At 69.3% G+C, this 25,139-nt stretch carries 24 protein-coding genes; 17 read left to right on the top strand and 7 right to left on the bottom strand.

The window, feature by feature from the left end; translation table 11 throughout:
- Positions 1–55: 55 nt before the first annotated feature.
- The 5 genes from kstD (at position 56) to AB0I69_RS34280 (ending at position 4,609) form a co-directional block, all read left to right on the top strand.
- Positions 56–1,831, top strand: coding sequence for a 3-oxosteroid 1-dehydrogenase (kstD, locus tag AB0I69_RS34300; RefSeq protein WP_363099621.1), 1,776 nt, complete (start codon positions 56–58; stop codon positions 1,829–1,831).
- Between the two features lie 192 nt (positions 1,832–2,023).
- Positions 2,024–2,512, top strand: a complete 489-nt coding sequence (locus AB0I69_RS34295) for a hypothetical protein (protein WP_363099620.1) — start codon at positions 2,024–2,026, stop codon at positions 2,510–2,512.
- Entirely contained in the window at positions 2,512–2,814 is a 303-nt protein-coding gene (locus AB0I69_RS34290) for a DUF6317 family protein (RefSeq protein ID WP_363099619.1), read from the top strand. Before AB0I69_RS34295 ends, AB0I69_RS34290 begins: the two co-directional genes overlap by 1 nt.
- 6 nt (positions 2,815–2,820) lie before the next feature.
- The gene (locus AB0I69_RS34285) at positions 2,821–4,095 is read left to right on the top strand and encodes a hypothetical protein (RefSeq protein ID WP_363099618.1); all 1,275 of its coding nucleotides are present in this window, start codon (positions 2,821–2,823) and stop codon (positions 4,093–4,095) included.
- Complete coding sequence (locus tag AB0I69_RS34280) at positions 4,073–4,609, top strand: hypothetical protein (RefSeq protein ID WP_363099617.1); 537 nt, start codon at positions 4,073–4,075, stop codon at positions 4,607–4,609. The genes AB0I69_RS34285 and AB0I69_RS34280 overlap by 23 nt, the downstream gene beginning before the upstream one ends.
- 117 nt (positions 4,610–4,726) lie before the next feature.
- Here the strand turns inward: AB0I69_RS34280 and AB0I69_RS34275 are convergent, their stop codons facing one another.
- Positions 4,727–5,425, bottom strand: a complete 699-nt coding sequence (locus AB0I69_RS34275; RefSeq protein WP_363099616.1) for a methyltransferase domain-containing protein — start codon at positions 5,423–5,425, stop codon at positions 4,727–4,729.
- Positions 5,426–6,385: 960 nt separating this feature from the next.
- Positions 6,386–6,589 carry a cold-shock protein gene (locus AB0I69_RS34270; RefSeq protein WP_003998944.1) on the bottom strand — a complete coding sequence of 68 codons (204 nt, stop codon included), beginning with the start codon at positions 6,587–6,589 and terminating at the stop codon, positions 6,386–6,388.
- A gap of 286 nt (positions 6,590–6,875) precedes the next feature.
- Between AB0I69_RS34270 and AB0I69_RS34265 the strand changes: the two genes are divergently transcribed.
- The 5 genes from AB0I69_RS34265 to AB0I69_RS34245 all read left to right on the top strand — a co-directional run bounded on the left by AB0I69_RS34265 (position 6,876) and on the right by AB0I69_RS34245 (position 11,874).
- Positions 6,876–7,724 carry a menaquinone biosynthesis protein gene (locus AB0I69_RS34265; RefSeq protein WP_363099615.1) on the top strand — a complete coding sequence of 283 codons (849 nt, stop codon included), beginning with the start codon at positions 6,876–6,878 and terminating at the stop codon, positions 7,722–7,724.
- A 58-nt stretch (positions 7,725–7,782) separates the two neighbouring features.
- Positions 7,783–9,534: a serine/threonine-protein kinase gene (locus tag AB0I69_RS34260; protein ID WP_363099614.1), complete on the top strand. Its 1,752-nt coding sequence runs from the start codon at positions 7,783–7,785 to the stop codon at positions 9,532–9,534.
- A gap of 21 nt (positions 9,535–9,555) precedes the next feature.
- A complete protein-coding gene (locus AB0I69_RS34255) occupies positions 9,556–10,164 on the top strand; it encodes a hypothetical protein (protein WP_363099613.1) in 609 nt (202 codons plus the stop codon).
- Positions 10,165–10,253: 89 nt separating this feature from the next.
- Positions 10,254–11,453 carry a cyclic dehypoxanthinyl futalosine synthase gene (gene mqnC, locus AB0I69_RS34250; protein ID WP_363099612.1) on the top strand — a complete coding sequence of 400 codons (1,200 nt, stop codon included), beginning with the start codon at positions 10,254–10,256 and terminating at the stop codon, positions 11,451–11,453.
- A 7-nt stretch (positions 11,454–11,460) separates the two neighbouring features.
- Positions 11,461–11,874: a hypothetical protein gene (locus tag AB0I69_RS34245; protein ID WP_363099611.1), complete on the top strand. Its 414-nt coding sequence runs from the start codon at positions 11,461–11,463 to the stop codon at positions 11,872–11,874.
- A 71-nt stretch (positions 11,875–11,945) separates the two neighbouring features.
- On the opposite strand, the gene AB0I69_RS34240 is transcribed toward AB0I69_RS34245, so the two are convergent.
- A complete protein-coding gene (locus AB0I69_RS34240) occupies positions 11,946–12,983 on the bottom strand; it encodes a chitinase (protein ID WP_363099610.1) in 1,038 nt (345 codons plus the stop codon).
- Between the two features lie 401 nt (positions 12,984–13,384).
- Between AB0I69_RS34240 and AB0I69_RS34235 the strand changes: the two genes are divergently transcribed.
- The 4 genes from AB0I69_RS34235 (at position 13,385) to AB0I69_RS34220 (ending at position 18,254) form a co-directional block, all read left to right on the top strand.
- Positions 13,385–13,693: a hypothetical protein gene (locus tag AB0I69_RS34235; protein ID WP_363099609.1), complete on the top strand. Its 309-nt coding sequence runs from the start codon at positions 13,385–13,387 to the stop codon at positions 13,691–13,693.
- Positions 13,694–13,712: 19 nt separating this feature from the next.
- A complete protein-coding gene (locus AB0I69_RS34230) occupies positions 13,713–16,139 on the top strand; it encodes a bifunctional polysaccharide deacetylase/glycosyltransferase family 2 protein (RefSeq protein WP_363099608.1) in 2,427 nt (808 codons plus the stop codon).
- Entirely contained in the window at positions 16,139–17,485 is a 1,347-nt protein-coding gene (locus AB0I69_RS34225) for an acyltransferase (RefSeq protein WP_363099607.1), read from the top strand. Before AB0I69_RS34230 ends, AB0I69_RS34225 begins: the two co-directional genes overlap by 1 nt.
- A gap of 73 nt (positions 17,486–17,558) precedes the next feature.
- Positions 17,559–18,254, top strand: a complete 696-nt coding sequence (locus AB0I69_RS34220; RefSeq protein WP_363099606.1) for a demethylmenaquinone methyltransferase — start codon at positions 17,559–17,561, stop codon at positions 18,252–18,254.
- A 15-nt stretch (positions 18,255–18,269) separates the two neighbouring features.
- Here the strand turns inward: AB0I69_RS34220 and AB0I69_RS34215 are convergent, their stop codons facing one another.
- Positions 18,270–18,581: a PASTA domain-containing protein gene (locus AB0I69_RS34215; RefSeq protein WP_363099605.1), complete on the bottom strand. Its 312-nt coding sequence runs from the start codon at positions 18,579–18,581 to the stop codon at positions 18,270–18,272.
- Between the two features lie 120 nt (positions 18,582–18,701).
- Positions 18,702–19,208: a GNAT family N-acetyltransferase gene (locus tag AB0I69_RS34210; RefSeq protein ID WP_363099604.1), complete on the bottom strand. Its 507-nt coding sequence runs from the start codon at positions 19,206–19,208 to the stop codon at positions 18,702–18,704.
- A 97-nt stretch (positions 19,209–19,305) separates the two neighbouring features.
- Between AB0I69_RS34210 and AB0I69_RS34205 the strand changes: the two genes are divergently transcribed.
- Positions 19,306–20,589, top strand: a complete 1,284-nt coding sequence (locus AB0I69_RS34205) for a geranylgeranyl reductase family protein (RefSeq protein ID WP_363099603.1) — start codon at positions 19,306–19,308, stop codon at positions 20,587–20,589.
- A 30-nt stretch (positions 20,590–20,619) separates the two neighbouring features.
- On the opposite strand, the gene def is transcribed toward AB0I69_RS34205, so the two are convergent.
- Complete coding sequence (gene def, locus AB0I69_RS34200) at positions 20,620–21,246, bottom strand: peptide deformylase (RefSeq protein WP_363099602.1); 627 nt, start codon at positions 21,244–21,246, stop codon at positions 20,620–20,622.
- Between the two features lie 91 nt (positions 21,247–21,337).
- Between def and AB0I69_RS34195 the strand changes: the two genes are divergently transcribed.
- On the top strand, positions 21,338–23,149 hold the full coding sequence (locus tag AB0I69_RS34195) for an FAD-dependent oxidoreductase (RefSeq protein WP_363099601.1): 1,812 nt from the start codon (positions 21,338–21,340) through the stop codon (positions 23,147–23,149).
- Between the two features lie 76 nt (positions 23,150–23,225).
- Here the strand turns inward: AB0I69_RS34195 and AB0I69_RS34190 are convergent, their stop codons facing one another.
- A complete protein-coding gene (locus tag AB0I69_RS34190) occupies positions 23,226–24,035 on the bottom strand; it encodes a C40 family peptidase (RefSeq protein WP_363099600.1) in 810 nt (269 codons plus the stop codon).
- 742 nt (positions 24,036–24,777) lie between these two features.
- On the opposite strand from AB0I69_RS34190, the gene AB0I69_RS34185 reads away from it, so the two are divergent.
- Positions 24,778–25,137, top strand: a complete 360-nt coding sequence (locus tag AB0I69_RS34185; RefSeq protein ID WP_007383963.1) for an NADH-quinone oxidoreductase subunit A — start codon at positions 24,778–24,780, stop codon at positions 25,135–25,137.
- Positions 25,138–25,139 lie beyond the last annotated feature (2 nt).

Raw genomic sequence — 25,139 nt, 5'->3', positions numbered from 1 at the left:
TCACAAGACCCCCGCGCGACATTCCCAGCCCATTCCCCGTCGGGCTGGAGCGGCCATGACCCCGAGCACGGACGCACATGCGGAACTCCCGGGCAGAAGACGCGTGTTGGCCGGTGGTGCGGTCGCCGCGCTCGCCGTCGCCGCCGGGCTCCCGCACGCGGCCCACGCCGCGGACCTCCCCCTCCTCGGCACCTACGACGTCGTGGTGATCGGTGCGGGAGCGGCCGGGATGACGGCCGCGCTGACCGCCGCCAAGCAGGGCCTGAGCTGTGTGGTGGTCGAGAAGGCGCCGACGTTCGGGGGCTCGGCGGCCCGCTCGGGGGCCGGGATCTGGATCCCCAACAACCCGGTGATCCTGGCGGCCGGAGTCCCCGACACCCCCGCCAAGGCCGCCACTTACCTCGCCGCGGTCGTCGGCGCCGACGTCCCCGCCGACCGTCAGCAGTCCTTCCTCTCCCACGGCCCCGCCATGATCTCCTTCGTGATGGCGAACAGCCCGCTGGGCTTCCGCTGGATGGAGGGATACAGCGACTACTACCCGGAGTTGCCGGGCGGGCTCCCCAACGGCCGTTCCATAGAACCCGATCAGCTCGACGGCAACATCCTCGGCACCGAACTCGCCAACCTCAACCCGCCGTACCTGGCCGTCCCGTCCGGCATGGTCGTCTTCAGCGCCGACTACAAGTGGCTCGACCTGGCCGCGGTGAGCGTCAAGGGAGCGGCCGTCGCCACCGAGTGCCTGGCCCGGGGCACCAAGGCCGCCCTGCTCGGCCAGAAGCCGCTCACCATGGGCCAGTCCCTCGCCGCCGGCCTGCGCGCCGGACTCCAGTCCGCGCAGGTGCCGGTGTGGCTCAACACCCCGCTCACCGACCTCTACTTGGAGGGCGGAGCCGTCACCGGAGCCGTCGTCACCCGGGCCGGTGCCGCCGGACTGGTGCGCGCCCGGCGCGGGGTGGTGGTCGGCTCCGGCGGCTTCGAGCACAACGCGGCCATGCGCGCCCAGTACCAGCGCCGGCCCATCGGCACGGACTGGACCGTCGGCGCGAAGGAGAACACCGGCGACGGCATCCAGGCGGGCCAACGGGCGGGCGCGGCAGTGGCGTTGATGGACGACGCCTGGTGGGGCCCCACCATCCCGATCCCCGGCGACCCGTACTTCTGCCTCGCCGAACGCACCCTCCCCGGCGGTCTGTTGATCAACCAGGCCGGTTCCCGCTTCGTCAACGAGGCCGCGCCGTACAGCGACGTCGTCCACATCATGTACGACCGCAACGCCGCCGCCCCCGACATCCCGGCCTGGCTGATCGTCGACCAGAACTACCGCAACCGCTACCTCTTCAAGGACGTCCTCCCGACGTTCACGTTCCCCGACGACTGGTACAGCTCGGGCGCGGCGTACAAGGCGTGGACACTGGACGCCCTGGCCACGTCGATCGGCGTCCCGGCGGCAGCCCTCCGGTCGACGGTGAGCCGCTTCAACTCCCTTGCGGCGAGCGGCAAGGACACCGACTTCGGGCGCGGAGACAGCACGTACGACCACTACTACACGGACCCGTCGATCCTCCCCAACTCCTGCCTCGCCCCGCTCTGGCTGCCCCCGTACTACGCCTTCCGCATCGTCCCCGGCGACCTCGGCACCAAGGGCGGCATGCGCACGGACGCACGGGCGCGGGTGCTGCGGGCGGACGGTTCGGTGATCCCCGGCCTGTACGCGGCGGGGAACGCGAGTGCGGCGGTGATGGGGCACAGCTACGCGGGCGCGGGCTCGACGATCGGTCCGGCGATGACGTTCGGGTATGTGGCGGCGCTGGATCTGGCGGGGGCGCTGTAGCGCCGGTGCTCCGGTCTGGTCATCGCCCGGTCAAGGGATGCCCGGGCCGGGGCCAAGCGGCCGTATGCATTGCGCATGCAACGGGTTCCGGGGCCTGACATAGCCGGATTTGGGCGTTGGTCCCGTGGCTACTGTGATGGCGCGAATACGTCCACAGTGACCACGAGGACCAACGGGGAAGAGGAGACGGCGGTGGGGGAGCCGAACCGTTCACGCCTTCTTGACTACACACAGGGGCCGGTAGCGGCGGGGGTGCCCGAGCCGCGTCGGTCGAGTCTGCTCGACCTCGCGGAGGCGGAGCCGCCGGCCCGCCCGGCATCGGAGGGGCGGCCGGGGCCCAAGCCTGGTGTGCCGTCGTACGAGACCGCCGTCTTCGTGCCCGCTCATCCCCGGTACGTCGATGCCGTGGACGAGGACGGGCGGCCGGTCCGCGTGCCGTTCGTCGTCTACGAGCTCTTCGAGCATCCCGCGCACCACACCGCGGCCTACGCCTTCAGCACGGTGGAGAAGCTCGTGGCCGCGTTCGGCGAGGCCCAGCCGTGGGTCGGGACCTCGATCGGGCCGCTCGCCGAGGCGATGGGCGAGCGGGGAGGCACCGTCGTCCTCGACCCGGAGGTCGCCCCGGGGCCGCCCAACTGGCGGCCGGCCGACCTGGCCGCCCTCGCGCGGGAGGTGCGCTGATGTCGGCCGACTTCAAGGCGGTGCTGAGCGACCTCACGTCGATGGCCACGACCTTCCACGACCAGGCCACCGACTACCGGAAGCTGCGACCCCAGGTCTCCCCGCCCGTGGTGAGCGGCGGGGACGCGGGTCTCGACGACGCCATCAAGGAGGTCGTCCACCTCATCCTCGGCCTGCACGCCGGTTTCGCCGACCGGCTGGACGACCACGGCGACAGGGTGGCGTACGCGCGCGACTCGTTCCACCGGCACGACGTCGACGTCCACGGAGTGTTCGACGACCTGATGGTGGGGGAGGACTGAGGACTCATGGGCGACAGCTGGGTCGGCGGCGACATCGGCGGGCTGCACACGATGGCCACGACGTACAAGAACGCGAAGGACCAACTCGACGACGTCGTCCGGCCGGTGACCAATGCCGTCGAGTCGCTCGTCGACGACGCGGGCTGGAAGGGCGACGCGGCGGAGGAGTTCCGCTCGAAGTGGAGCGAGGACGCGCTGACGGCGGGAGCCTTCGCCAGCCTGGTGTTCGAGGCCGGGGACATCCTCGGCACCCTCGCCGACGCGCTGTCCACGTGCGAGACGGCGCTGCAGAACGCGGAGCACGTCGCCACCGGCAAGGGTGTGTCCATGGGGGCCGAGGGCATACCCCTGCCCATGGTCATGGCGAACCCGCCCGGCGCGGCGGATCAGAAGACGATCTCCGCGATGACCGAGTACGACACGGTCCGCAAGCAGGTCATGCACACCGCCCAGCATGCCCGGCTGGTCGCGGCGGACAAGCTGCGTGGACTGTACGCCCAGGTCACCGCGCCGGTGTCGACCGGCGACAAGGTCACCATCGCCGACGCGCTGCGCGGTCTGTACGCCTACGACGCGGAGGACGCGCGGGCCGGGGGCAAGGAGGCGCGCGCCCAGCTCGACGACGCCAAGGCCGCGGAGCAGACGGCGAAGAAGGAGATGCGGGCGGAGCGCAAGGCCTACCAGAAAGCGGGCCGCGGGCTGCCCAAGGACCTGCCCGCCAAGGGCGCCTACCGGGACGCGGTCATGAACGTCGACTCGCTGGAGGAGGCCATCGCCCGCGCCGACGTCGGCAGCAGCAAGCTCCCGTACGACCGGCTGCTGAACGTCAAACTGGCCGACGCGGCGGACGCGTTGCGGCTGGGCAGGGGGCTTGAGGCACTGCCGGAGTTCCTCAAGGAGATTCCCGTGCTGGATGTTGCGGCGGCGGCCGCGTGCGGGGTGTTGGAGGCGAAGGACGACCATGACAAGGGGTGGTCGTGGCAGCACTCCGTGACGGTGGATGTCGGGGTGGCTGCGGGGGGTGTGGCGGCGGGGGCGCTCGCGGTGTTCGCGGCGCCGGTCGAAGGGGCGGTGGCCGTGGCGGTGGTCGGGGTCGGTGCGACGATCCTCGCGACAGACGTTCTCGACCACGCCTTCCACGAGCACTGGAGCGAGGACATTCATGACCACGGGGTTGTGAGCGGTGTGGCACATGGCATCGGGGATGTCGGCTACAAGACCGGGCAGGACGTCGGACGACTGGGTAAGGACATCTGGAATGGCGTCACGAGCATCTTCTGAGGCCCCCACTCACGGAACGCCCGCTGACATCCCGGCCCTGCCGAAGCTCGGCAGGACCTGGTACAAGCGTGGTGCCCTCTACTGGCTGTGCCGCGCCCGCACGACCACCTTCCTGATCATCCTGATGGTTGCCGTCAGCGTTTTCGCGCTTGCGCTCTACAACGGCTTCACCAGCGAGTGGTTGCCGACCGTGCGCCTCGTGTGGAACTGGGCCACGGGGGTCGCTTCCTGCGGGGCCCTCGTCTGGGGCTGGGTGCAACAGCGCCGGGAGCACCGCAAGGCGCTCCTGGACCCGCCCACTCCCGCGCAGACCATCCGGGCCAAGCGCGAGCACAACAGGCAGGCCCCCGCCAAGGCCTTCGCCGGCCGTTGGATGGTGCTGCTTCTGGCGCCCGTCCTGCCCGCCGTAGCCGCGTACATCGTCGGCTGGCTCGCGGCCTGGACCACCGTCCGCGAATACCCGAGCGAGGTCGGCGCGCGTCGCTGGCTGCAGGAGCATCCCTCCGGGACATGACCCCTTCTCCAACCACCCCGAGGGACGAGACCCGCCGCTCCACCGGGCTGCGTCGGCTGGGTGGCAGCCGTGTTCACCGTCCGCGAGTACCCCAGCGAGATCGGCGCCCGCCGTTTTCTAGAGACCCAGGCCCAGGCCCGGCAGACCGGCCATCGGCTTCCGGGCGATCAGGAACGCCTGCGGCGCTGACTCCCCGAGTTCCTCCTCCGCTTCCCGCACGGTCCGTGACCTCAGCGTGAACCCCGCCGCTCCGAGCAGTTCGCCCATCGGCTCCGGTCGCCGACGTTCGAAGTCGAGGGTCACCGGGTGACCGAAGGGCTGGTCCAGGGTGAGGGGCCGATCACCGGACTGGAAGGCGAGCAGCAGGTACCCGCCCGGTGAGATGACCCGGTGGAACTCCGCGAAGAGGGACGGGAGTCGGTCCACAGGCGTGTGGATGGACGAGTACCAGGAGACGACCGCCGCGAGCGTCCCGTCGGGGATGTCCAGCTCCAGCATCGACCCCTGCCGGAAGCGAAGCCCAGGGTTCTCACGGCGCGCGATCGCGAGCATCGACTCGGAAAGGTCGAGACCGAAGACGTCCAGTCCCTGCGCGGCGAGAAACGCCGTGGACCGCCCCGGCCCGCAACCCAGGTCCGCGACCTGCCCGCCCCCGCCGCTCACCAGCTCGGCGAAGCCCGCCATGACCGTCCAGTCCCGCGGCTTGGTCCGCTCCCCGGCGAAGTGGTCGGCGTAGTCCTCGGCGATGGCGTCGTAGAACGTCCGGGTGGTGATCACGAAGTCGGGCTCGGCAGAGGCGGACGGCGTCGATGTCATGGCCGGGGACCCTACCGACCCCCACTGACAACAGGCCGGGCTTCCTCCACTGCCCGGCGACAAGCGGCTGGGGCTGCCCGCACTCATCCGGCGGCGACGGTCCGGGCTGCCGCCTTCTGCCTGGCGACCACGGTCCGGCTTTCACCACCTGCCCGGTGGCGATGGTCCGTCCGCCTCCGGTCCAACGGTAACCGGCCGAGCTTCCGCCACCTGTCCGGCCAACACAGGCGATACCGGTCGGGTTCCTCGCATCCTCCTGGCGGCGATGGGCCAGGCTGTCGCCTTCTGCCCGGCGACCACGGTCCGGGCTTCCGCTCCGTGTCCGACCCAGACCGGCAATACTGGCCGGGTTCCTCGCATGCTCCCCGGCGGCGATGGGCCGGGCTTCCGCCTTCCGCCCGGCGGCGACCAGCGGGCCTTATCGCCTCCCGCTCGGCGGCGACCGGCTGTCCTCCCGCCACCTGTCCGACCGCGATACCGGACGGCCTCCCGCATCCTCCCGACGACCGCCGGACGGGCTCCCGCATCCTCCCGACGGCCCCCGACCAGGCTTTCCGGCACCTGCCTTGCGACGAGCGGCGAGCCAACGAGACCAGCCAAGCCAACAACACCTGCCCGGCGACGAGCGGCCGAGCTTTCCGACGCTTGCCCGACGAATGCCGAATACCGGCCGAGCTCCCCACGCCCTCGCGCCGACCCCGGTCGGCCAACGGCCCCCACTCAGCGACAACCAGCCGACCCAACGCCACCCGCCCAGCGACAACTCGCCAGCCCAACCACACCCGCCCAGCGCCAACCAGCCGCGCCAACCACACCCACCCGGCAACAACAAGCCCCGCCCAACCGCCGGAGGCAAAGGCAGGAGCCCCGTTGCCTTGCGGCACGGGGCTCCTTGGGTCTTGCTATCTGTTCCGGATCAAAGCACCAGGCTCCGAGACCGAAGGACTGCGATCAGGTGACTCAGACGGGGGTGACGTTCTCCGCCTGCGGGCCCTTCGGACCCTGGGTCACGTCGAAGGAGACCGCTTGGTTCTCCTCCAGCGAGCGGAAGCCGCTCGCGTTGATCGCGGAGTAGTGAACGAAGACGTCGGGGCCTCCGCCTTCTTGGGCGATGAAGCCAAAGCCCTTTTCGGCGTTGAACCACTTCACGGTTCCGGTAGCCATAAGCCCTCCTTGGGCCCAAAGGGTTGCCCTGCTCCAGAACCCTGCAAGTGTGAAAACAAGTCCCGCACTACTGCATACGTCTGAAAACGACAAGAGCCCGCGGTTACATGCTCCGCAGGCTCTGTACTGCAAGGGAAACCAAACTGCAACTTGCGGCGAGCCTAGCACTCGGGCAGCCGAAAGCAATAGAGGCCAAGATCACATCACCCGGACGTTTGAAGATCGCCGGGGGCTTGACTGTGGGGCCGAAGTATGGAGCGTACCTCATGAGGTCTAGCCTCACGTTGTGGACAATTCTCGCACCCGGCCGCGCGTCGGCCACATCCAGTTCCTGAACTGCCTGCCCCTGTACTGGGGGCTCGCGAGAACAGGCACGCTTCTCGACTTCGAGCTCACCAAGGACACCCCGGAGAAGCTCAGCGAGCAGCTGGTGCAGGGCGACCTCGACATCGGGCCCATCACGCTCGTCGAGTTCCTCCGCAACGCCGACGACCTGGTCGCCTTCCCGGACATCGCCGTCGGCTGCGACGGCCCGGTGATGTCCTGCGTGATCGTCTCGCAGGTCCCGCTGGACCAGCTGGACGGCCGCCGGGTCGCCCTCGGCTCCACCTCCCGGACCTCCGTCCGCCTCGCCCAGCTCCTCCTCGCCGAGCGCTACGGCGTCGAGCCCGACTACTACACCTGCCCGCCCGACCTGAGCCTGATGATGCAGGAGGCCGACGCCGCCGTACTCATCGGTGACGCCGCCCTGCGCGCCAACCTGCTCGACGGGCCCCGCTTCGGCCTGGAGGTGCACGACCTCGGCACGCTCTGGAAGGAGTGGACCGGGCTGCCGTTCGTCTTCGCCGTGTGGGCCGCCCGCCGCGACTACCTGGAGCGCGAACCGGTCATCACCCGCAAGGTCCACGAGGCGTTCCTCGAATCCCGCAACCTCTCCCTGGAGGAGGTGGGCAAGGTCGCCGAACAGGCCGCCCGCTGGGAGGACTTCGACGAGACGGTCCTGGAGCGGTACTTCACGACGCTGGACTTCCGCTTCGGTGCGCCCCAGCTCGCCGCCGTCGCCGAGTTCGCCCGCCGCGTCGGCCCGACGACCGGCTTCCCGGCCGACGTGAACGTGGATCTGCTCCAGCCGTAAGTGGCGGAGGGGACGGCGCACTACCCTGCTGGAAGTCGTACGGGGAGGGGTGGACGGCATGCAGCCGCTCGGAGGCGACGAACCCACGGTCGTGGGGCCCTACCGGCTGCTCGGCCGGCTCGGTGCCGGCGGGATGGGGCGGGTCTATCTCGGGCGCAGCGCGGGCGGACGTACGGTCGCGGTCAAGATCGTGCATCCGCACTTCGCGTTCGACGAGGAGTTCCGCGCCCGCTTCCGCCGCGAGGTCGACGCCGCGCGCCGGGTGGGCGGCGCCTGGACGGCCCCTGTGCTGGATGCGGATCCCGAGGCGCCCGTGCCCTGGGTGGCTACGGCCTACGCTGCCGGGCCCTCCCTCTCCGCCGCCGTCGCGGACGGCGGGCCGCTGCCCACGGCCACCGTACGGGCGCTGGGCGCGGGGCTGGCCGAGGCGCTGACGGCCGTCCATGAACTCGGGCTCGTGCACCGGGACGTGAAGCCGTCCAACGTGCTCCTCACCCTCGACGGGCCGTTGCTCATCGACTTCGGGATCGCCCGCGCCACCGACGGCACGGCCTCCCTCACCTCCACCGGCGTCTCCGTCGGCTCGCCCGGCTACATGGCCCCCGAGCAGATCCTCGGGAAGGGGGCGACGGGTGCGTCGGATGTCTTCTCGTTGGGTGCGGTGCTGGCGTACGCGGCCACCGGCGAGTCGCCCTTCCCCGGTGACTCCTCGGCCGCTCTCCTCTACAGAGTTGTGCACGAAGAGCCCGAACTCGGCGAGATGGACGGCGAGTTGCGGGAGCTGGCCCTCGCGTGTCTCGCCAAGGACCCTGCCGCCAGGCCCACTCCGGGCGAGGTGGCCCGGCGGCTCGCTCCCGACGGGACGGCTCGGCTGGTGGCCGGCGGGTGGCTGCCGGGGGCGCTGGTCGAGCAGGTCAGCCGAAGTGCCGTACAGCTGCTGAATCTTGAGGCGGCGGGGGTGGCCGAGGGGGTGGCTTCGGGGCCGGTGGGGTTCAGCAGTCCCTCGGTGGGGGGTGGCGGTGCCGGGGCGTTCGGGCCGCCGCCGGTGATGGGTGGCTCGGTGGACTGGGCGAAGACGCCGGCGCCGACCGCGCCGCCGTTCCTCGCGCCCGTGCCGGAGTTCCGGGACGCGCCGCCGCCGCACGACACCGTTCCGCCGCAGGCAGGTCGCCGTCCCGGGAAGGTGTCCGTCTCCGTCGGCGCCACGGCGGCTCCGGACGGCAACCGGCGGAGGCGCAGGGTCAGTTGCACACTCGTGGTGGTCGTCGCCGGGTTCGCCGCGGTGGTCCTGGTGCCGCTCGCCCTGTACTCGATGCTGCCGGGCGAGAAGGGCACGGACACCTCCGCGGGCTCCGCCTCCAAGCAGACGCCGGGCGCTACGACGAGCAGCACGCCGAGAGGTACGACGAGCAGCGTGCCGACCAGTGCGCCGTCCGCGACCGTGGGCACCCCGCTCCCGTCCATCCCCGACTCCTACCTCGGCACCTGGCAGGGCGAGGGCACCGCCCTCAACGGCACGCTCCCCGACGGGACCTTCCGGATCACGATCGCCAAGGTGGGCGTGGGGCAGCGGCTGGGCATCCTCCGCCAGACCGACCAACTCGGCGGCGTCTGCGACGACATACTGACCCTGAAGCAGGTGACGAAGACCCGGCTCGTCGCCTCGGCCGCGGGCGCGACATCGAACCGAGACGTCTGCAACCAGGCCGCCCACACAGTCACCCTCACCCCCGTCGGCGACGACCTCAAGTACCTGTCGGACAGTTCCGCCGAGGGCTCCCCGACCGCGCGACTGTCCAAGGTCAAGTAGCCGGTAGCCGGTAGCCGTCCAGTGGACTACGACCAGCTGCTGATCGCCCTCGCGGGGGTGTGGGGCGCCGGTGCGGGGGCGGTGGTGGCGCGGGTCGGCCGGCGCGGTGTCGGTACCGCGCTCCTCGTCGTCCTGTTGTGCGTCGCCCTCGCCGCCGCCACCGGTACGCGGCCCGAGCTGGCGGTCTGGCTGCTGCTCGCGCCCGTCGCGGTGGCGGCGCCGAGGGCGGCACTTCCCCTCGCCGGTGCCGCCCTCGCCCTCCTCGGCGTCGTCACCCTCGTGCCCGAGCACGCCGGTCACTGGACGACCGCGGTACGCGGCGCCCTCGCGCTCGGCGCGGGGTACTTCGCGCTGAGCCGTATCGACTCCGGCGGAGATGGTGATGGTGAGGGTGGTGGCGGTCTGGGGCTCGGTGAGGTGAAGCTCGCGGTCGCGACCGGGGCCGTGCTCGGGTGGTACGGGTGGCCGACGGTGATGCTGGGCGCGCTCGCGGGGTTCCTGCTCAGGGCGATCTACGGGGGATTCGCGGCCCGGAGACGGCGGGACGGCCGGGCGATCGTCGTCCCCTTTGGCCCGTTTCTGCTCGCCGGTGCTTTCCTCGGGCTGCTGGTCGGCGCGTACACGGCCTGAGGTGGGGGCGGGAAATCCGCTGGCGTAGGCTGACAAGGTCCGCAAGCAACCCTTGCCCGCCCGCAACCCTTGACGAAAGGGACCTCCCGGTGACCGAGAAGGCCGAGCTTCAGTCCGTCCTCGACCGTGCCGCCGAGGGCGGGCGCATCACCCCCGAAGAGGCCCTCGACCTCTACCGCGACGCCCCGCTGCACGCGCTCGGCGCCGCCGCCGACGCCGTACGCAAGCGTCGGTACGCGGGTACGGAGCACATCGCGACGTACATCATCGAGCGGAACATCAACTACACGAACGTGTGCGTCACGGCGTGCAAGTTCTGTGCCTTCTACGCCGCGCCCAAGGACACCGCCAAGGGCTGGACGCGGGACCTCGACGACATCCTGCGCCGGTGCGCGGAGACCGTCGAACTCGGCGGCACGCAGATCATGTTCCAGGGCGGACACCACCCGGACTTCGGCGTCGAGTACTACGAGAAGCACTTCGCCGCGATCAAGGGCGCCTACCCCCAGCTGGTCATCCACTCCCTCGGCGCGTCCGAGGTCGAGCACATGGCCCGGATCAGCGGGGTGTCGGTCGAGGAGGCCATCAGCCGGATCCACGCGGCCGGCCTCGACTCCTTCGCCGGCGCCGGTGCCGAGCTGCTCCCCGCCCGCCCCCGCAAGGCCATCGCGCCCCTCAAGGAGTCCGGCGAGCGCTGGCTGGAGATCATGGAGGCGGCGCACAACCTGGGCGTCGAGTCCACGTCCACCATGCTCATGGGCACCGGCGAGACCAACGCCGAGCGCATCGAGCACCTGCGGATGATCCGTGACGTACAGGACCGCACGGGCGGCTTCCGGGCCTTCATCCCGTACACCTACCAGCCCGAGAACAACCACCTGAAGGGCCGCACGCAGGCCACGCTCTTCGAGTACCTGCGCATGATCGCCATCGCCCGCCTCTTCATGGACAACGTCGCCCACATCCAGGGCAGTTGGCTGACGACGGGCAAGGAGGTCGGCCAACTCTCCCTGCACTACGGCGCGGACGACCTCGGCTCGATCATGCTGGAGGAGAACGTCGTCTCCTCGGCCGGTGCCAAGCACCGCTCCAACCGCATGGAGATCATCGACCTCATCCGCAAGGCGGGCCGCGTCCCCGCCCAGCGGACCACGACGTACGAGCACATCGTCGTCCACGACGACCCGGCGAACGACCCCGTCGACGAGCGGGTGATGTCCCACATCTCGTCGACGGCGATCGAAGGCGGCACGGCTCACCCGGAGTTGAAGCTCCTGTCCGCCAACTAGGCCTGTTGTGCTGACGATTCACACGGCGGACGAGGGCGGGGCCGTCGCCGTCGAGGGTGCCCGGGTCGCGGGTGTCGGGACACTGGCGGAGATCCAGGACCGCTTTCCCGGCGCACGGGTGCGGAGTTGGCCGGGCGTCCTGGGCCCGGCCCGCATCCACGAGGGCCCCCTCCCGGACGCCCCGAGCCCACGTGAACGCATCCACGCCGTACTGAAGACGGGCGCGACCGCTGTCCTGGCGGAACACGTCGACTCACCCGAACTTCGGGCGGCGGCGCAGCGGAACGATGTCGTGATCCTGGCCGCCCCACGCCCTACGGCCCTTTCAGACCTTGGCCGAGCCGACCTGGCCGTATTCGACGAGGCCGGCACCTGCATCGCAACGGTGTGTGCGGGTCGGCTAGTTCACAGACGCCGCTAAGGGCGTTGCCTTTGAGGGCGCGGGGAACTGCGCGACCAGCCACAACGAACCGTCACCCGGCAACGCACCCGTCACCCGGCAAACGCTTCCCCGAACGCCCCCGCAGACTGCGTCACCCCACTGCAATCAGTCGCCGCGTCATCATCAGACGACCCGCTCTCACACTGCTGATCCCGAAACGTCGACCACATCGACACCCACGCGACCTCCTTCGACTCGGCAAACGCCCGCACCTGCGCCGCATCCGAGAGGGAAAACGTCTCACCGGAGACGTCGTTCACCCCGATCATCGACGTGAGCGCCATCCCCTGCCAGGCCCCCGCGTCCGACAACCCGAACACCTTCTTCAACTGGGTGTGCGTGGCCGTAGCAGACGTGATCGCGTAGTCGCCCATGTCGCCGGTGTACGACTCGCCGTAGTTCATGGTCATGATGTTGACCGTGGAGACCGCGACCGCGTTGTCGTTGGCGGACTCCAGCAGCGCCAGGCTGTCGGAGTCGAGGCCGGACGGCATCACGGGGAGCGTGAAGGAGACCTTGAGGTCGCTGCGCTCCTTCTGGAGCAGGGCTATCGCCTTGGAGCGCAGGGCGACCGACGTGGAGTCCGTCAGCGCGTCGCCCTCGATGTCGAAGTCGGCCTGCGCCGAACCGGCCGCGTCCAGCGCCTCGCCGTAGGCCTTCGCGAGGGCGGTCGCGCTGGTGCAGGTCTCCGCCAGCTCCTTGCCGGAGGCCCCGCCGAAGGAGACCCGGACGGTGGCCCCGGACGTCTTGAGCGCCGAGATCCTGGATTTCACCGCCGAGTTGTCGATCGCGGTCGTACCGTTCCACTCCGGCGTACAGGTGCTCCCCTTGGCGATGGCGAAGGAGAGGTTGTACGTCGACGGGGACCCCGCGCTGTCCGTGTCCGCGGCAGTTGCGACGCTGACGTACGGGGCGTAGGACGTGCTCGACGAGGGCGTCGAAGAGGCGCTTTCGGAGGGGGTCGTACTGGCCTTCGGCGTTGTTTTCGGGGCCGAGTCCGACGAGTCACCGGAGCTGGAGGAGCAGCCGGTGACCGCGAGGGCAAACAAGCAGGTGAGCCCGGCCGCCGGTTTCAGGAAACTCCTCATTGAGCATGCACCCTTTCCGTCTCGGGACGGTGATTTCTGTCTCAGGATGGAAACAGAGTCGGTTTCCGAAGGCTAAATGAAGCACATGGGGCTGTGTCTCACGAAGACAGAAAAAACATAGGAAACCCACGGGTATCGATGCGCGAAACGGTCAAGCCGGGCGGCGAACCGGAAAATTGGGGACACTACTGACACCGGCCGCTCATAAGGCTTTTCCTGGGTTCTCTAAGGGACTGCACAGGTTGCGGAGTTTCTCTGGGCGGGCTCACAAGAGAATCAGAGTTTTGGTCACATAAAGGCGGCCTAATGTCTGGGGAATGCAATCCGAGTCCGCCATCGAAAACCGCGCCTCTGCGCGGGGTCGCCGCCGCAAAGCCGGCAACGGGTCCGCTGAAGGTCCCGTGTTCGTTGACAACTCCGGCCGCCGGTCAAAGGTGCTGCGCCGGATCGGCCTCCTCATGGGCACCGTCTGCCTCGGGTACGCGTTCGTACTCGGCATGGCGTTCATGGGCTGGGGCATCTCCCTCAATCCCTCCTCGCTGCTGCCGTTCGGCGGCGGTCAGGCAGGTTCGGCCCCCGGTGGCGGCAACGCCCCCGGCGGAGGCAGAGGCGGCGTAGCGCCCTCCGGTGTTCCGACCGGCGCTCCGACCGACATCCCCTCGGCGCGCCCCACGGGTGCGGCCCCGTCCTCCTCAGCCACCGCACACTGACCGGAGCGCCTCCGCAGCCATGACTACGACGACTTCTTCGCGCGGGCGCCGACGCGCCCCCACTCGGATGGAGCGCGCGGCCGGCAAGGCCGCCGCCCTCCAGCGACCGCGAGTGATCCTCGCCCTGCTGCTTCTGCTCGGCCTCACCTGCGTGATGCTGCTCGACGGCTACCTGCGCGCGGAAGTCGGCGGCGACGAGCGCGTCCGGGACGGCGCGAGCGCCAGCAAGGTGCCCGACAAGGTGCTCAACGGCGGCCCGATCCTGACCTTCCGCAACGGCAAGCCGGTCACCCAGACCATCCCGAAGAAGACCATCGTCCTCACCTTCGACGACGGTCCGAACCCCACCTACACGCCCACGGTCCTGAAGATCCTCAAGAAGTACGACGTGCCGGGCACGTTCTTCCTGGTGGGCTCGATGGTCTCGCGCTACCCGGACATCGTGAAGCAGATGGTCGCGCAGGGCGAAGAGGTGGGCATCCACACCTTCACCCACGTCGACCTCTCCTACCAGAGCGACGCCCGCATCAAGCGGGAGATGGAACAGACGCAGCTCGCGCTCGCGGGCGCGGCCGGCATCACGACGACGCTGTTCCGCGCGCCGTACTCCTCGGAGACGGACGCCATCGACAACTACAGCTACCCCGTCTACAAGAAGCTCGGCGCCTCCGGCTACACCAGCGTCTTCGTCGACACCGACAGCGACGACTGGAAGCAGCCCGGCGTCGCGAAGATCATCAAGTGGGCGACGCCGTCCGGGACTTCGGGCTCCTCGGTGCTCTTCCACGACGCCGGTGGTGTGCGCTCGCAGACCATGAAGGCGCTGCCCAAGTACATCGAGAAGATGAAGGCGAAGGGCTACACGTTCACCACGGTGAGCGGCGCCATCGCCAAGAACAACTCCGGCGCGCGGCCCGTCACGAGCACGGGTGCGGCTGCCGGTACGAGCACCGGCAACGTCGAGGCAGGCGCCCAGCCGTCCGCGGCACCTTCCGCCGCGCAGTCCGGGGCACCCGCCGGCACCGCCGGCACAGGCGCGGCCAACGGCCAGACCCCGGTCGACTCGGCCGTCGGCGGCGCGGGCGGAACCAACGGCTCCGGTACGGGCAACGGCTCCGGCAGCAGGCGGACTTCGGTCCTCCAGGGCGCCCACCGCGAGGCCACCGGCATGACCCTCTACGAGGGCAAGGCGCTCATCTACGCCGTCACCGTCGCCGAGTGGGTGGTGCCGGGACTTGCGGCGGGCCTCACCGTCGTCGGCGTCGCGGTCATGAGCCGCTTCGGGATGATGCTGATCCTCGCCCGGCGCCACTACAGACAGCGCAACAAACGCCGGTTCAGCTGGGGACCGACCGTCACCCGCCCGGTGACCGTGATCGTCCCGGCGTACAACGAGAAGGAGTGCATCGCCAACACCCTTGAGTCGCTGGCGAAGAGCACCCACCCGATCGAGGTCATCGTCGTCGACGACGGCTCCTCGGACGGCACCTCCGAGATCGCCCGCGAGGCGGCCCGCTCCTTCGGCATGACGAACGTCCGGGTCATCCGCCAGGAGAACGCGGGCAAGCCCGCCGCCCTCAACAACGGTGTGCGCAGCGCGAGTTACGACATCGTCGTGATGATGGACGGCGACACCGTCTTCGAACCCGACACCGTACGACACCTCGTGCAGCCCTTCGCCGACCCCGAGGTCGGCGCGGTCGCGGGCAACGCCAAGGTCGGCAACCGCAACACGATCATCGGCGCCTGGCAGCACATCGAGTACGTGATGGGCTTCAACCTCGACCGCCGCATGTACGACCTGCTGCGCTGCATGCCCACCATCCCGGGCGCTATCGGCGCGTTCCGCCGCGAGGCGGTCCTCCAGGTCGGCGGCATGAGCGAGGACACCCTCGCCGAGGACACCGACATCACCATCGCCATGCACCGCGAGGGCTGGCGCGTCGTCTACCAGGAGCACGCCAAGGCCTGGACCGAGGCCCCAGCCTCGCTCAAGCAACTCTGGTCGCAGCGCTACCGCTGGTCCTACGGCACCATGCAGGCCCTGTGGAAGCACCGCAAGTCCCTTACGGACAAGGGTCCTTCGGGCCGCTTCGGCCGGGTCGGCATGCCTCTGGTGGTCATCTTCCAGATCATCACGCCGGTCTTCGCCCCGCTGATCGACGTCTTCACCGTCTATTCGATGATCTTCGTCGACTTCTGGGCGTCCCTCGCGATGTGGTTCGCGGTGCTCGGCATCCAACTCCTGTGCGCGGCCTACGCGTTCAGGCTGGACCGGGAGAAGTACCGCTACCTGCTGATGATGCCGCTCCAGCAACTGGCCTACCGCCAGATGATGTACCTGGTCCTCATCCACTCCAGCATCACCGCCCTGACCGGCGGCCGGCTGCGCTGGCAGAAACTCAAGCGCACCGGCGAGGTCGGCACACCGGCGGGGGCGAGCTGATGACCTGGGAACAGCAACAGCAACAGCAGGGATACGGCGGCGGCTACGGGCAACCGCAACAGCCCCAACAGCCGTACGGCTACGACGGGTACGGGCAGCCTCAGCCGTACGGCCAGCCGCAGCAACCGTCGCCGTACCCGTATCAACAGCAGCAACAGCCTCCGCAGTACGTCGACTACGGGCAGCCGGTGTACGCCACGGCTCCTCTTCCCGTCGTAGAACCGGAGTTGGAGCCGGAGCCCGAGCCGGAGCCGCTTGCCGAGAAGGTGGGAGAGGAGGCTCCCGAGCCGGAACCCGCGCCCAAACCGGCGGGCCGGGACCGGTACTTCGACACCCTGCGGGCCGTCGCGCTGATCCGGGTCGTGACCTACCACACCTTCGGGTGGGCCTGGTGCGGGATGGTGTTCCCCTCGATGGGGATCATGTTCGGGCTGGCCGGGACGCTGATGGCGAAGTCGCTGGAGCGGCCGCCGTTCAAGGTGGTCAAGAGCCGGATGCGGAGGCTGCTGCCGCCGTTCTGGTTCTGGGGCTTCTTCGTGCTCCTGGCGATGATGATCCACGACTGGATGCCGGGCTGGCAGATCGTCTTCTGGATCGTGCCCGTCGGTGACCCGCCGGGCAACGCCTGGGGCACGCAGGCCTGGGAGATCCTCTGGTACCTGCGGACGTACCTCTGGTTCGTGATGCTGTCGCCGGTGCTGCTGTGGATCTTCCGCAAGGCGCCGATCCCGGTGCTGCTGCTGACGCTCGTGCCGATCGTGGTCCTGAAGTTCGTGTGGTCCGGGCCGGACAACCGCTTCGGCAACGCGCTGTGGGACCTGTCGACGTACCTCTTCTGCTGGATCCTCGGCTTCGCGCACCGCGACGGAGTGCTCCAGAAGCTGAAGCCCTTCCTGGTGGTCACGCTGTCGATCGCCGCGATCGTCTTCGGCGGCTGGTACGCCTTCACGCACCAGGCGGAGGCCGGCGGCACCTACGACCTGGACGAGAGCCCGCTCGCCCAGACCTACTGGTCGGCCGGTTACGTGATGCTGCTGATGTGGGCCAAGGCCTACTTCAACATCGACTTCGCCTGGCTGACCCGCTTCAAGAAGCTCGACCGGATCGTCACGATCTTCAACTCGCGGGCCGTGACCATCTATCTCTGGCACGAGATCGCGCTGGTGCTGGCGGTGCCGCTGACCGACCAGTTCTGGAAGGTGCCCGCCTTCGAGAAGTGGCTGCCGCTGGAGAGCCAGTGGTTCATGTTCGGCATCGGCTGGATTCTCATCGCCGTCTTCATCGTGCTCTGCGGCTGGGTGGAGGACGTGGCGGCGAAGAAGAAACCCCAGCTGCTGCCGGGGTGAGCTTCTTTTACAAAGAGGGCAGTACGGGCCGGGCGCCTTCGGTGCGCCCGGCCCGTACTGCCACAATGGGCCCGTGACCCGCGCATCCCTGGACAAGCAGCCGCACGAAGTCGCCTCGATGTTCGACGACGTGGCGGAACGGTACGACCTCACCAACGACGTGCTGTCGCTCGGCCAGGACCGCCGATGGCGCAAGGAGGTCACCAAGGCGGTCGACGCCCGCCCCGCGCAGAAGATCCTCGACCTGGCAGCCGGTACGGCGACCTCGTCCCTCCCCTTCGCCCGCAGCGGCGCCTACGTCGTCCCCTGCGACTTCTCCCTCGGCATGCTCCAGGTCGGCAAGAAGCGCCACCCCTGGCTGCCGCTCACGGCCGGCGACGCCACCAAGCTGCCGTTCAAGGACGACACGTTCGACGCCGTGACCATCTCCTTCGGGCTGCGCAACGTCCAGGACACGGACACCGCGCTGCGCGAGCTGTACCGGGTGACCAAGCCCGGCGGCCGGGTAGTGATCTGCGAGTTCTCACACCCGACCTGGGCGCCCTTCCGCACGGTCTACACCGAGTACCTGATGCGCGCGCTGCCGCCGGTCGCCCGCACCGTCTCCTCGAACCCGGACGCGTACGTCTACCTCGCCGAGTCCATCCGCGCCTGGCCCGACCAGCCCGCACTGGCCGAGCGACTCCGCAAGGCCGGCTGGTCCAAGGTCGCCTATCGCAACCTGAGCGGCGGAATCGTGGCCCTGCACCGGGGCTTCAAGCAGGCCTGACGGGGGCTCCGCCCACTACCTGAGCACCTCGAAGAACGCGTCGCCCGGCGGCTCGTCCAACTCGCGCTGCATCCCACCGCTCGGCGGCCGGGGGACGCGCGGCTCACGCATACCGCCCCCGCCGTCCCCCTCACCGAAGTCGAACCACACGTAGACGACGGAGTCCCGCGGCACCTCGGCGTCGGGCTGCGGATACTGCCGTACGACGTAGTCGACGACGGCGAGATGGAAGTCGGGCCGGTCCGGTGAGTTGATGAACAGCCCGCGCGACTGGGCCGTCTCGCGCGCGTCCACGGCCATCAGGCCGACGAGCCGTGGCACGCGCACTTCGGGTGGTTTGGGTGTTAAGCGCACAGATGTCACCCCCAGCGGTACCGGAAGGGTAACCCCGGTCCGGTCCCGACCGGAAGCGCCAAGTGTCGTTCTGTAGCTGATAGTTACTCTGAGTTACAGAACGAGCCGGTAGCAGTGGCCCTCCTCCTCGCGCGAGGGCGTGGTGAAGACCTCGGCGAGGTGCATGCCCAGCCGTCTCGTCACCGCGATCGACCGGGTGTTGCGGGCCAGGACCATCGCCACCACGCTCGGCACCCCGGCCGCCCGCACCCGCTCCAGGGTCGTCTCGGCCGCCGCGGTCGCATACCCCTGGCCCCAGAACTCCCGCCCCAGCCGCCAGCCGATCTCGATCTCACCCTTCGGTCCCCAGTCCTGCGGCCAGGGCTGGGCGCCGGTGAAGCCGATGACCCGGTCGGAGTCGTCGAGCATCGTCCACAGGCAGAAACCGCGCTCCGCGTCGTGCCGGCGCTGGCGTGCGGTGAGCTCCTCGTAGACGGACAGCTCGGCGGACTTCCCGCCGTGGAACTCCATGACGTCGGGGTGGTCGAAGGCCCGGTGCCAGGCGACGGCGTCCTCGTCGGTCGGGACACGGAGCCGTACTGCGGGGAGAGCTCGGTTCACGGGGCAGCCCTTCAGCCTGGTGATCAGTGGCGCTGAATAGACTGCCCATGTCCAGTGCCGGTCGGCACGCAGATTTCGAACTTGGGGAGATCCCGCCGTGACCGAGCCCCTCTCCGAAAACACCGCCGATGTGATCGTCGTCGGCGCGGGGCCAGCCGGCTCCGCCACCGCCTACCACCTCGCCAAGTCCGGACTCGATGTACTCCTGCTGGAGAAGACCGAGTTCCCGCGCGAGAAGGTGTGCGGCGACGGACTCACCCCGCGCGCCACCAAGCAGCTCGTGGCCATGGGCATCGACATCTCCGAGGAGGCCGGCTGGCTGCGCAACAAGGGCCTGCGCATCATCGGCGGAGGCGTACGACTCCAGCTGGACTGGCCGGAACTCGCCTCCTTCCCGGACTACGGCCTCGTCCGCAAGCGCGACGACTTCGACGAGCAGCTCGCCCGCAACGCCCAGAAGGCCGGCGCCCGCCTCTACGAGCGCTGCAACGTCGGCGCCCCGATCGTCGACGAGCGCACCGGCCGTATCACCGGCGTCAACGCCAAGCTCGGCGACGAGAAACGCGAAGTCACCTTCCACGCGCCCCTGGTGGTCGCCGCCGACGGCAACTCCACCCGCCTCTCCCTTGCGATGGGCCTGCACCGCCGCGAGGACCGCCCGATGGGCGTCGCGGTCCGCACCTACTTCACCTCGCCCCGCCACGAGGACGACTACCTGGAGTCGTGGCTGGAACTGTGGGACCGCCGCGGCGCCGAGGACCGCCTGCTGCCCGGCTACGGTTGGATCTTCGGCATGGGCGACGGCACCTCGAACGTCGGCCTCGGTGTCCTCAACACCTCCGACTCCTTCAAGGAGTTGGACTGGCGCGAGGTGCTGAAGGCCTGGTGCGCGTCCATGCCCGAGGACTGGGGCTACACCCCCGAAAACATGACCGGCCCGATCCGCGGCGCCGCCCTCCCGATGGCCTTCAACCGTCAACCCCACTACACGAAGGGGTTGTTGTTGGTCGGCGACGCCGGCGGCCTGGTGAACCCCTTCAACGGCGAGGGCATCGCCTACGCCATGGAGTCCGGCCAGATCGCCGCCGACGTCATCGTCCAGGCCCACGCCCGCCCGACCCCGGCGAGCCGCGAACTCGCCCTGCAGCGCTACCCGCGGGTCCTCAAGGACACCTACGGCGGCTACTACACGCTGGGCCGCGCCTTCGTGAAGCTCATCGGCAACCCGAAGGTCATGAAGATCGCGGCCCAGCGCGGCCTGACGCACCCCCTGCTGATGAAGTTCACCCTGAAAATGCTGGCCAACCTCACCGATCCCACGGGCGGCGACGCGATGGACCGGATCATCAACGGGCTGAGCAAGGTGGCGCCGAAGGCGTAGCCGTAGGGTCGGCTCTGGGCTCGGGCGCGATCAGCTGCTAAGTGCGGCTGTCTTGGCGGCCCGGCGGGCGAACACCTCGTCGCGCCGGTCCGCCACCTGCCGCAGCGCCTCCTTGCGGTCCCGCTTGGAGAGCCGGTCCAGGTACACCTGGCCGTTGACGTGGTCGGTCTCGTGGGCGAGGCAGCGCGCGAAGTACCCCGTGCCCTCGATCACCAGCGGGTCGCCGTCCTTGTCGAGCCCGCGCACCACGGCCCGGTCCGGACGCGGTACGTCCATCATCGCGCCCGGCACGGACAGGCAGCCCTCGCCCTCGTCGAGCAGCCGGCGCCCGGCCGGGTCGAGCGGGTCGAGGACCGGGTTGACGATGTGTCCGACATGCCGGACGCCGTCGTCGTCGGGGCAGTCGTACACGAACAGGCGCAGATCCACGCCCACTTGATTGGCCGCGAGGCCGGCCCCTTCGGCGACGTACATGGTGAGGAACATGTCGTCGATGAGCGCGGCGAGGTCGGGACCGAACTCGGTCACGTCCCGGGACGGCCGGTGCAGGACCTCTTCACCGACCTCGGTGACGCGTCGCACCGAGCCGCGGCTGGCCTCGGGAGCGGGGCGCGGATACGAGTCGACGGGCCTGCCTTGTACGAACACGCGTGGCATGTGTGTGTCTCCTTGTGATGGTGAGGATGCTGTGGGTGATCGGGACTCGGGGTTCCGGCCTTCCGTGACCCCTCCCTACCCTCCCGTATTCATGACAACAGAGCGCGCTCAGCAGCCGCAGGAGAACTTCGGACGCTCCCGCAGACACTTTCTGGCCGCTACCGGGGGAGTGGCCGGCGCCCTCGCCTTATGGCCGGCCGCAAGGGCGAACGCCGCCTCCGGCAAGACCGTCGCCGTGCTCGGCGGCGGCGTCTCGGGCCTCAGCGCCGCCCACGAACTCGCCGAACGCGGCTACGCCGTCACCGTTTACGAGTACTACGACATCCTCGGCGGCAAGGCCCGCTCGATGGACGTCCCGGGCACGGCGGCCGGTGGCCGCAAACCCCTCCCCGGCGAACACGGCTTCCGCTTCTTCCCCGGCTTCTACCGGAACCTGCCGGACACCATGCGGCGCATCCCCGTCGCGGGCAACGCGAACGGCGTCCACGACAACCTCCGGGGCGGCACCGAGGAGTTGTTCGCCCGCGCCTCGGGCCGCCCCGACCTGCACTTCCCGCTGCGCCGGGTCACCACCCCGCCCGCCCCCGGCGACATCACCCCGTCCTGGATCCGCGACCAGCTGCTGTCCGTCCTGGACCTGGGCACCCGTCTCCCCGCCCACGAGGCCGCCTACTTCGCCGACCGGCTCCTCGTCCACCTCACCAGCTGCGACGCCCGCCGCGAGGACCAGTGGGAGAAGGTCACCTGGTGGGACTTCATCCGGGCCGAGGAGATGAGCGAGGAGTACCGGACACTCCTCGGCATCGGCCAGACCCGCAACCTCGTCGCCACGCGCGCGGAGGTTGCGTCCACACGCACGGTCGGCCGCGTCATCATCGAGGCCCTGATCCTCTGGGGCCTGCTCGGCCAGGGCCTGGACGGCGACGCCGACATCGACCGCGTCCTCAACTCCCCGACCAGTGAGGCGTGGATCGACCCCTGGGAGACCCATCTGCGCGCGCTGGGCGTCGAGTTCGTGACCGGCACGCAGGTGAACGAGGTCGTCTACGAGGGTGGCCGGGTGACCGGCGTACGGGTGTCCGCACGCGACGGCGGCCAGGAGCGCGCGGTCACCGCCGACCACTACGTCTCCGCGCTTCCGGTCGAGCACGCGCGCGTGACGTGGGGCAAGGCCCTGCGCGCCGCCGACCCGCAACTCGCCAGATGCGACGCGCTGCGGACGGACTGGATGACCGGCGTCATGTTCTACCTGCGCACGCCCACCCCCGTCGTGCACGGCCACGTCAACTGCCTCGACTCACCCTGGTCGGTGACGGCCGTCGGCCAGGCCCAGTTCTGGGACGGACGCGACTTCTCCGCCGACTACGGCGACGGACGTGCCCACGACTGCCTGTCCACGATCATCTCGGAGTGGGACAAGCCCGGCATCCTGTACGGCAAGACGGCCAGGGAGTGCACCAAGGACGAGATCGTCGCCGAACTCTGGGCCCAGCTCAAGGACGCCCTGAACGACTCCGGCAAGACGACCCTCACCGACGACGACCGGCTCGGCTGGTTCATGGACCCGGCGGTGACGGGCCTCGGCGGCCCCGACCCGCAGAACCGCGAACAACTCCTCATCCACCCCACGGGCACGCTCTACAACCGCCCGTCGGCGAAGACCGCGGTGCCGAACTTCTTCCTCGCGGGCGACTACGTCCGCACCGACGTGGACCTCGCGACCATGGAAGGCGCCAACGAGTCGGCGCGACGGGCCGTCAACGCCCTTCTGGAGGCGGACAATTCGGACACCGAGCGCTGCCGGATCTGGGAGCTGTACCGGCCGCCGGAGATGGAGCCCCTCAAGCGCGTCGACGAGGTGCGCTACCGACTGGGCCTGCCCAACACCTTCGACCTCGGATAACCCGCCGGGATACGACGGAGGGGCCGCTGCCCCCGAGCGGCAGCGGCCTTGTTCCGTACGGCGGTGAGTGCGGGGCTCAGAGCACCCGCACCGCGCCGGTCGGCGGGTCGTACGACAGCGGCCTCTCCACGATGCCGGTGGAGGGGTTCTGCGCGCCGACGAACATGCCGTCGCCCACGTACACCGCCACGTGGTAGGCGCTGCCGGCGCTGCCCCAGTACAGGATGTCGCCGGCCTGCAGGTTGCTCAGGGACACCTGAGTACCGGCGGTCGACTGGTCCTGGGAGACGCGCGGCAGGCTGATGCCGACCTGCTTGAAGGCGGCTCCGACGAGTCCGGAGCAGTCGTAGGCGCTGGGGCCGGTGGCGCCCAGGACGTAGGACTTGCCGATCTGGGCCTTCACGAAGGCCACGATGGTCGCGGCCGAACCGGTCGCCGTCGACGAGCTGGTGCTCGTGGAGGCGCTCGTGGTCGCCGTAGAGGCCAGGGTGGTCCTCTCGGAGCTGCGTGAGGCTGCCTGCGCCGCAGCGGCCTTGCGAGCGGCTTCCTGGGCCTTCTTCTTGGCCTCCGCCTTCTTCTTGGCGTCCGCGAGGTCCGCCTTCGCCTGCTTCGCGGCGTTTGCGGCGGCCGTGTCACGCTCGGCCTGCAGCTGGTAGTTGGCTGCGGCCTGCTGCGTGGCCTCCGCGGACTGGGCGACCTGCGTGGACAGGTCGGCCGTCAGGGTGGGCAGTTGCAGGGTCTGCGTCGTCTCGGCAGCGTTGGCCGAGGCTGCACCAGCCGCCGCCATGCTGAGAACGCCACCGGCAACTCCGGCCCGCACGGCGATGTTCGTCGTCGCGCTGCGGCGGGGTTTCCGGTGGCTGCGTATGTGAGCGGTGTGGGACATGAGACCAACCGGTATCAGGGGCTCCTCCATACCTTCAAGAAACGTGTGCTGCGCCACAATTGTTCAATGCGCACCATGAACCCCGGGTGTGTCGTTCCTTATTGACGCCGTAACGGACATTGCGGACCTGGGCGATCCGGCCCGTGATCACGGTCTTTCATCGGTACGCCCGAATTGCCCGGCGCCTACCACCTGTTGGGACAGGTGGCCAAGCCCCGTTCTCATGCGCCTCTCATGAGTGTGGTGGAGGTCACGGAACGGTTACCGGAATGCGTGCGTCTCGCGTGGGTACCGCGAGCGGGTGACTTCGTGAATGTGTGCACGCGTCCACACCGTGCCGCGCGACTCCTCCCGACGTGTGAACGGGCTTCCACTATCAAGCCGTCGCGTCCAACTCCAATTTGCATGCAAGGGAAGTCTCTTGATATTGAGACGCTGCCCTCGGCCTGCGATGACGGGCGAAAATGTCACCTCTGGTGATCACTTGGACGCTTCACGTGCGAAGATCGCCGGTCATCCGACTCGATGATCCTTCGTCGGGTGGTGGAGATCACAAAGCTTGTGTAATACCCCGTGTCGCAGATCACAGAGCGGCGGGCATAAGATGCGGAGCAGTTGGGCTTGTGACCTGCTTCACATGTTCGCGATCTTCGCCGGGACGGGCGGGAGTTGCGGGGCGTGCGGCGGGTCCGGGCCCGAGCCATCGCCAGCAGTCAGTGCCGACTGAGAGGAGCGAGGAGCGGTGAACGCGTATGCGCCCATCCTCGTACTGGGAGCCCTCGGGGCAGGCTTTGCGATCTTCTCCGTGGTCATGGCCACGCTGATCGGTCCGAAGCGTTACAACCGGGCCAAGCTCGAAGCGTACGAGTGCGGCATCGAGCCGACCCCCACGCCGGCCGGCGGCGGGCGCTTCCCCATCAAGTACTACCTGACGGCGATGCTCTTCATCGTCTTCGACATCGAGATCGTCTTCCTCTACCCCTGGGCCGTCACCTTCGACGCCCTGGGTGTTTTCGGGCTCGTGGAGATGCTGCTCTTCGTGCTCACCGTCTTCGTCGCGTACGCGTACGTATGGCGGCGCGGCGGCCTGGAATGGGACTGAGG

The organism is Streptomyces sp. NPDC050508, assembly GCF_040655155.1.
In the GTDB taxonomy this organism is placed as follows: domain Bacteria; phylum Actinomycetota; class Actinomycetes; order Streptomycetales; family Streptomycetaceae; genus Streptomyces.
Note: the sequence above shows the minus strand (reverse complement) of the source record. Positions and strands in the feature narration are given on the sequence as shown.

What these genes read in the sequence shown, in the direction of transcription:
- kstD (WP_363099621.1), top strand. Translation starts at nt 56, where the DNA reads ATGACCCCGAGCACGGACGCACATGCGGAACTCCCGGGCAGAAGACGC.
- AB0I69_RS34290 (WP_363099619.1), top strand. Translation starts at nt 2,512, where the DNA reads ATGTCGGCCGACTTCAAGGCGGTGCTGAGCGACCTCACGTCGATGGCC.
- AB0I69_RS34285 (WP_363099618.1), top strand. Translation starts at nt 2,821, where the DNA reads ATGGGCGACAGCTGGGTCGGCGGCGACATCGGCGGGCTGCACACGATG.
- AB0I69_RS34280 (WP_363099617.1), top strand. Translation starts at nt 4,073, where the DNA reads ATGGCGTCACGAGCATCTTCTGAGGCCCCCACTCACGGAACGCCCGCT.
- AB0I69_RS34275 (WP_363099616.1), bottom strand. Translation starts at nt 5,425, where the DNA reads ATGACATCGACGCCGTCCGCCTCTGCCGAGCCCGACTTCGTGATCACC.
- AB0I69_RS34270 (WP_003998944.1), bottom strand. Translation starts at nt 6,589, where the DNA reads ATGGCTACCGGAACCGTGAAGTGGTTCAACGCCGAAAAGGGCTTTGGC.
- AB0I69_RS34260 (WP_363099614.1), top strand. Translation starts at nt 7,783, where the DNA reads ATGCAGCCGCTCGGAGGCGACGAACCCACGGTCGTGGGGCCCTACCGG.
- AB0I69_RS34240 (WP_363099610.1), bottom strand. Translation starts at nt 12,983, where the DNA reads ATGAGGAGTTTCCTGAAACCGGCGGCCGGGCTCACCTGCTTGTTTGCC.
- AB0I69_RS34230 (WP_363099608.1), top strand. Translation starts at nt 13,713, where the DNA reads ATGACTACGACGACTTCTTCGCGCGGGCGCCGACGCGCCCCCACTCGG.
- AB0I69_RS34225 (WP_363099607.1), top strand. Translation starts at nt 16,139, where the DNA reads ATGACCTGGGAACAGCAACAGCAACAGCAGGGATACGGCGGCGGCTAC.
- def (WP_363099602.1), bottom strand. Translation starts at nt 21,246, where the DNA reads ATGCCACGCGTGTTCGTACAAGGCAGGCCCGTCGACTCGTATCCGCGC.
- AB0I69_RS34195 (WP_363099601.1), top strand. Translation starts at nt 21,338, where the DNA reads ATGACAACAGAGCGCGCTCAGCAGCCGCAGGAGAACTTCGGACGCTCC.
- AB0I69_RS34190 (WP_363099600.1), bottom strand. Translation starts at nt 24,035, where the DNA reads ATGTCCCACACCGCTCACATACGCAGCCACCGGAAACCCCGCCGCAGC.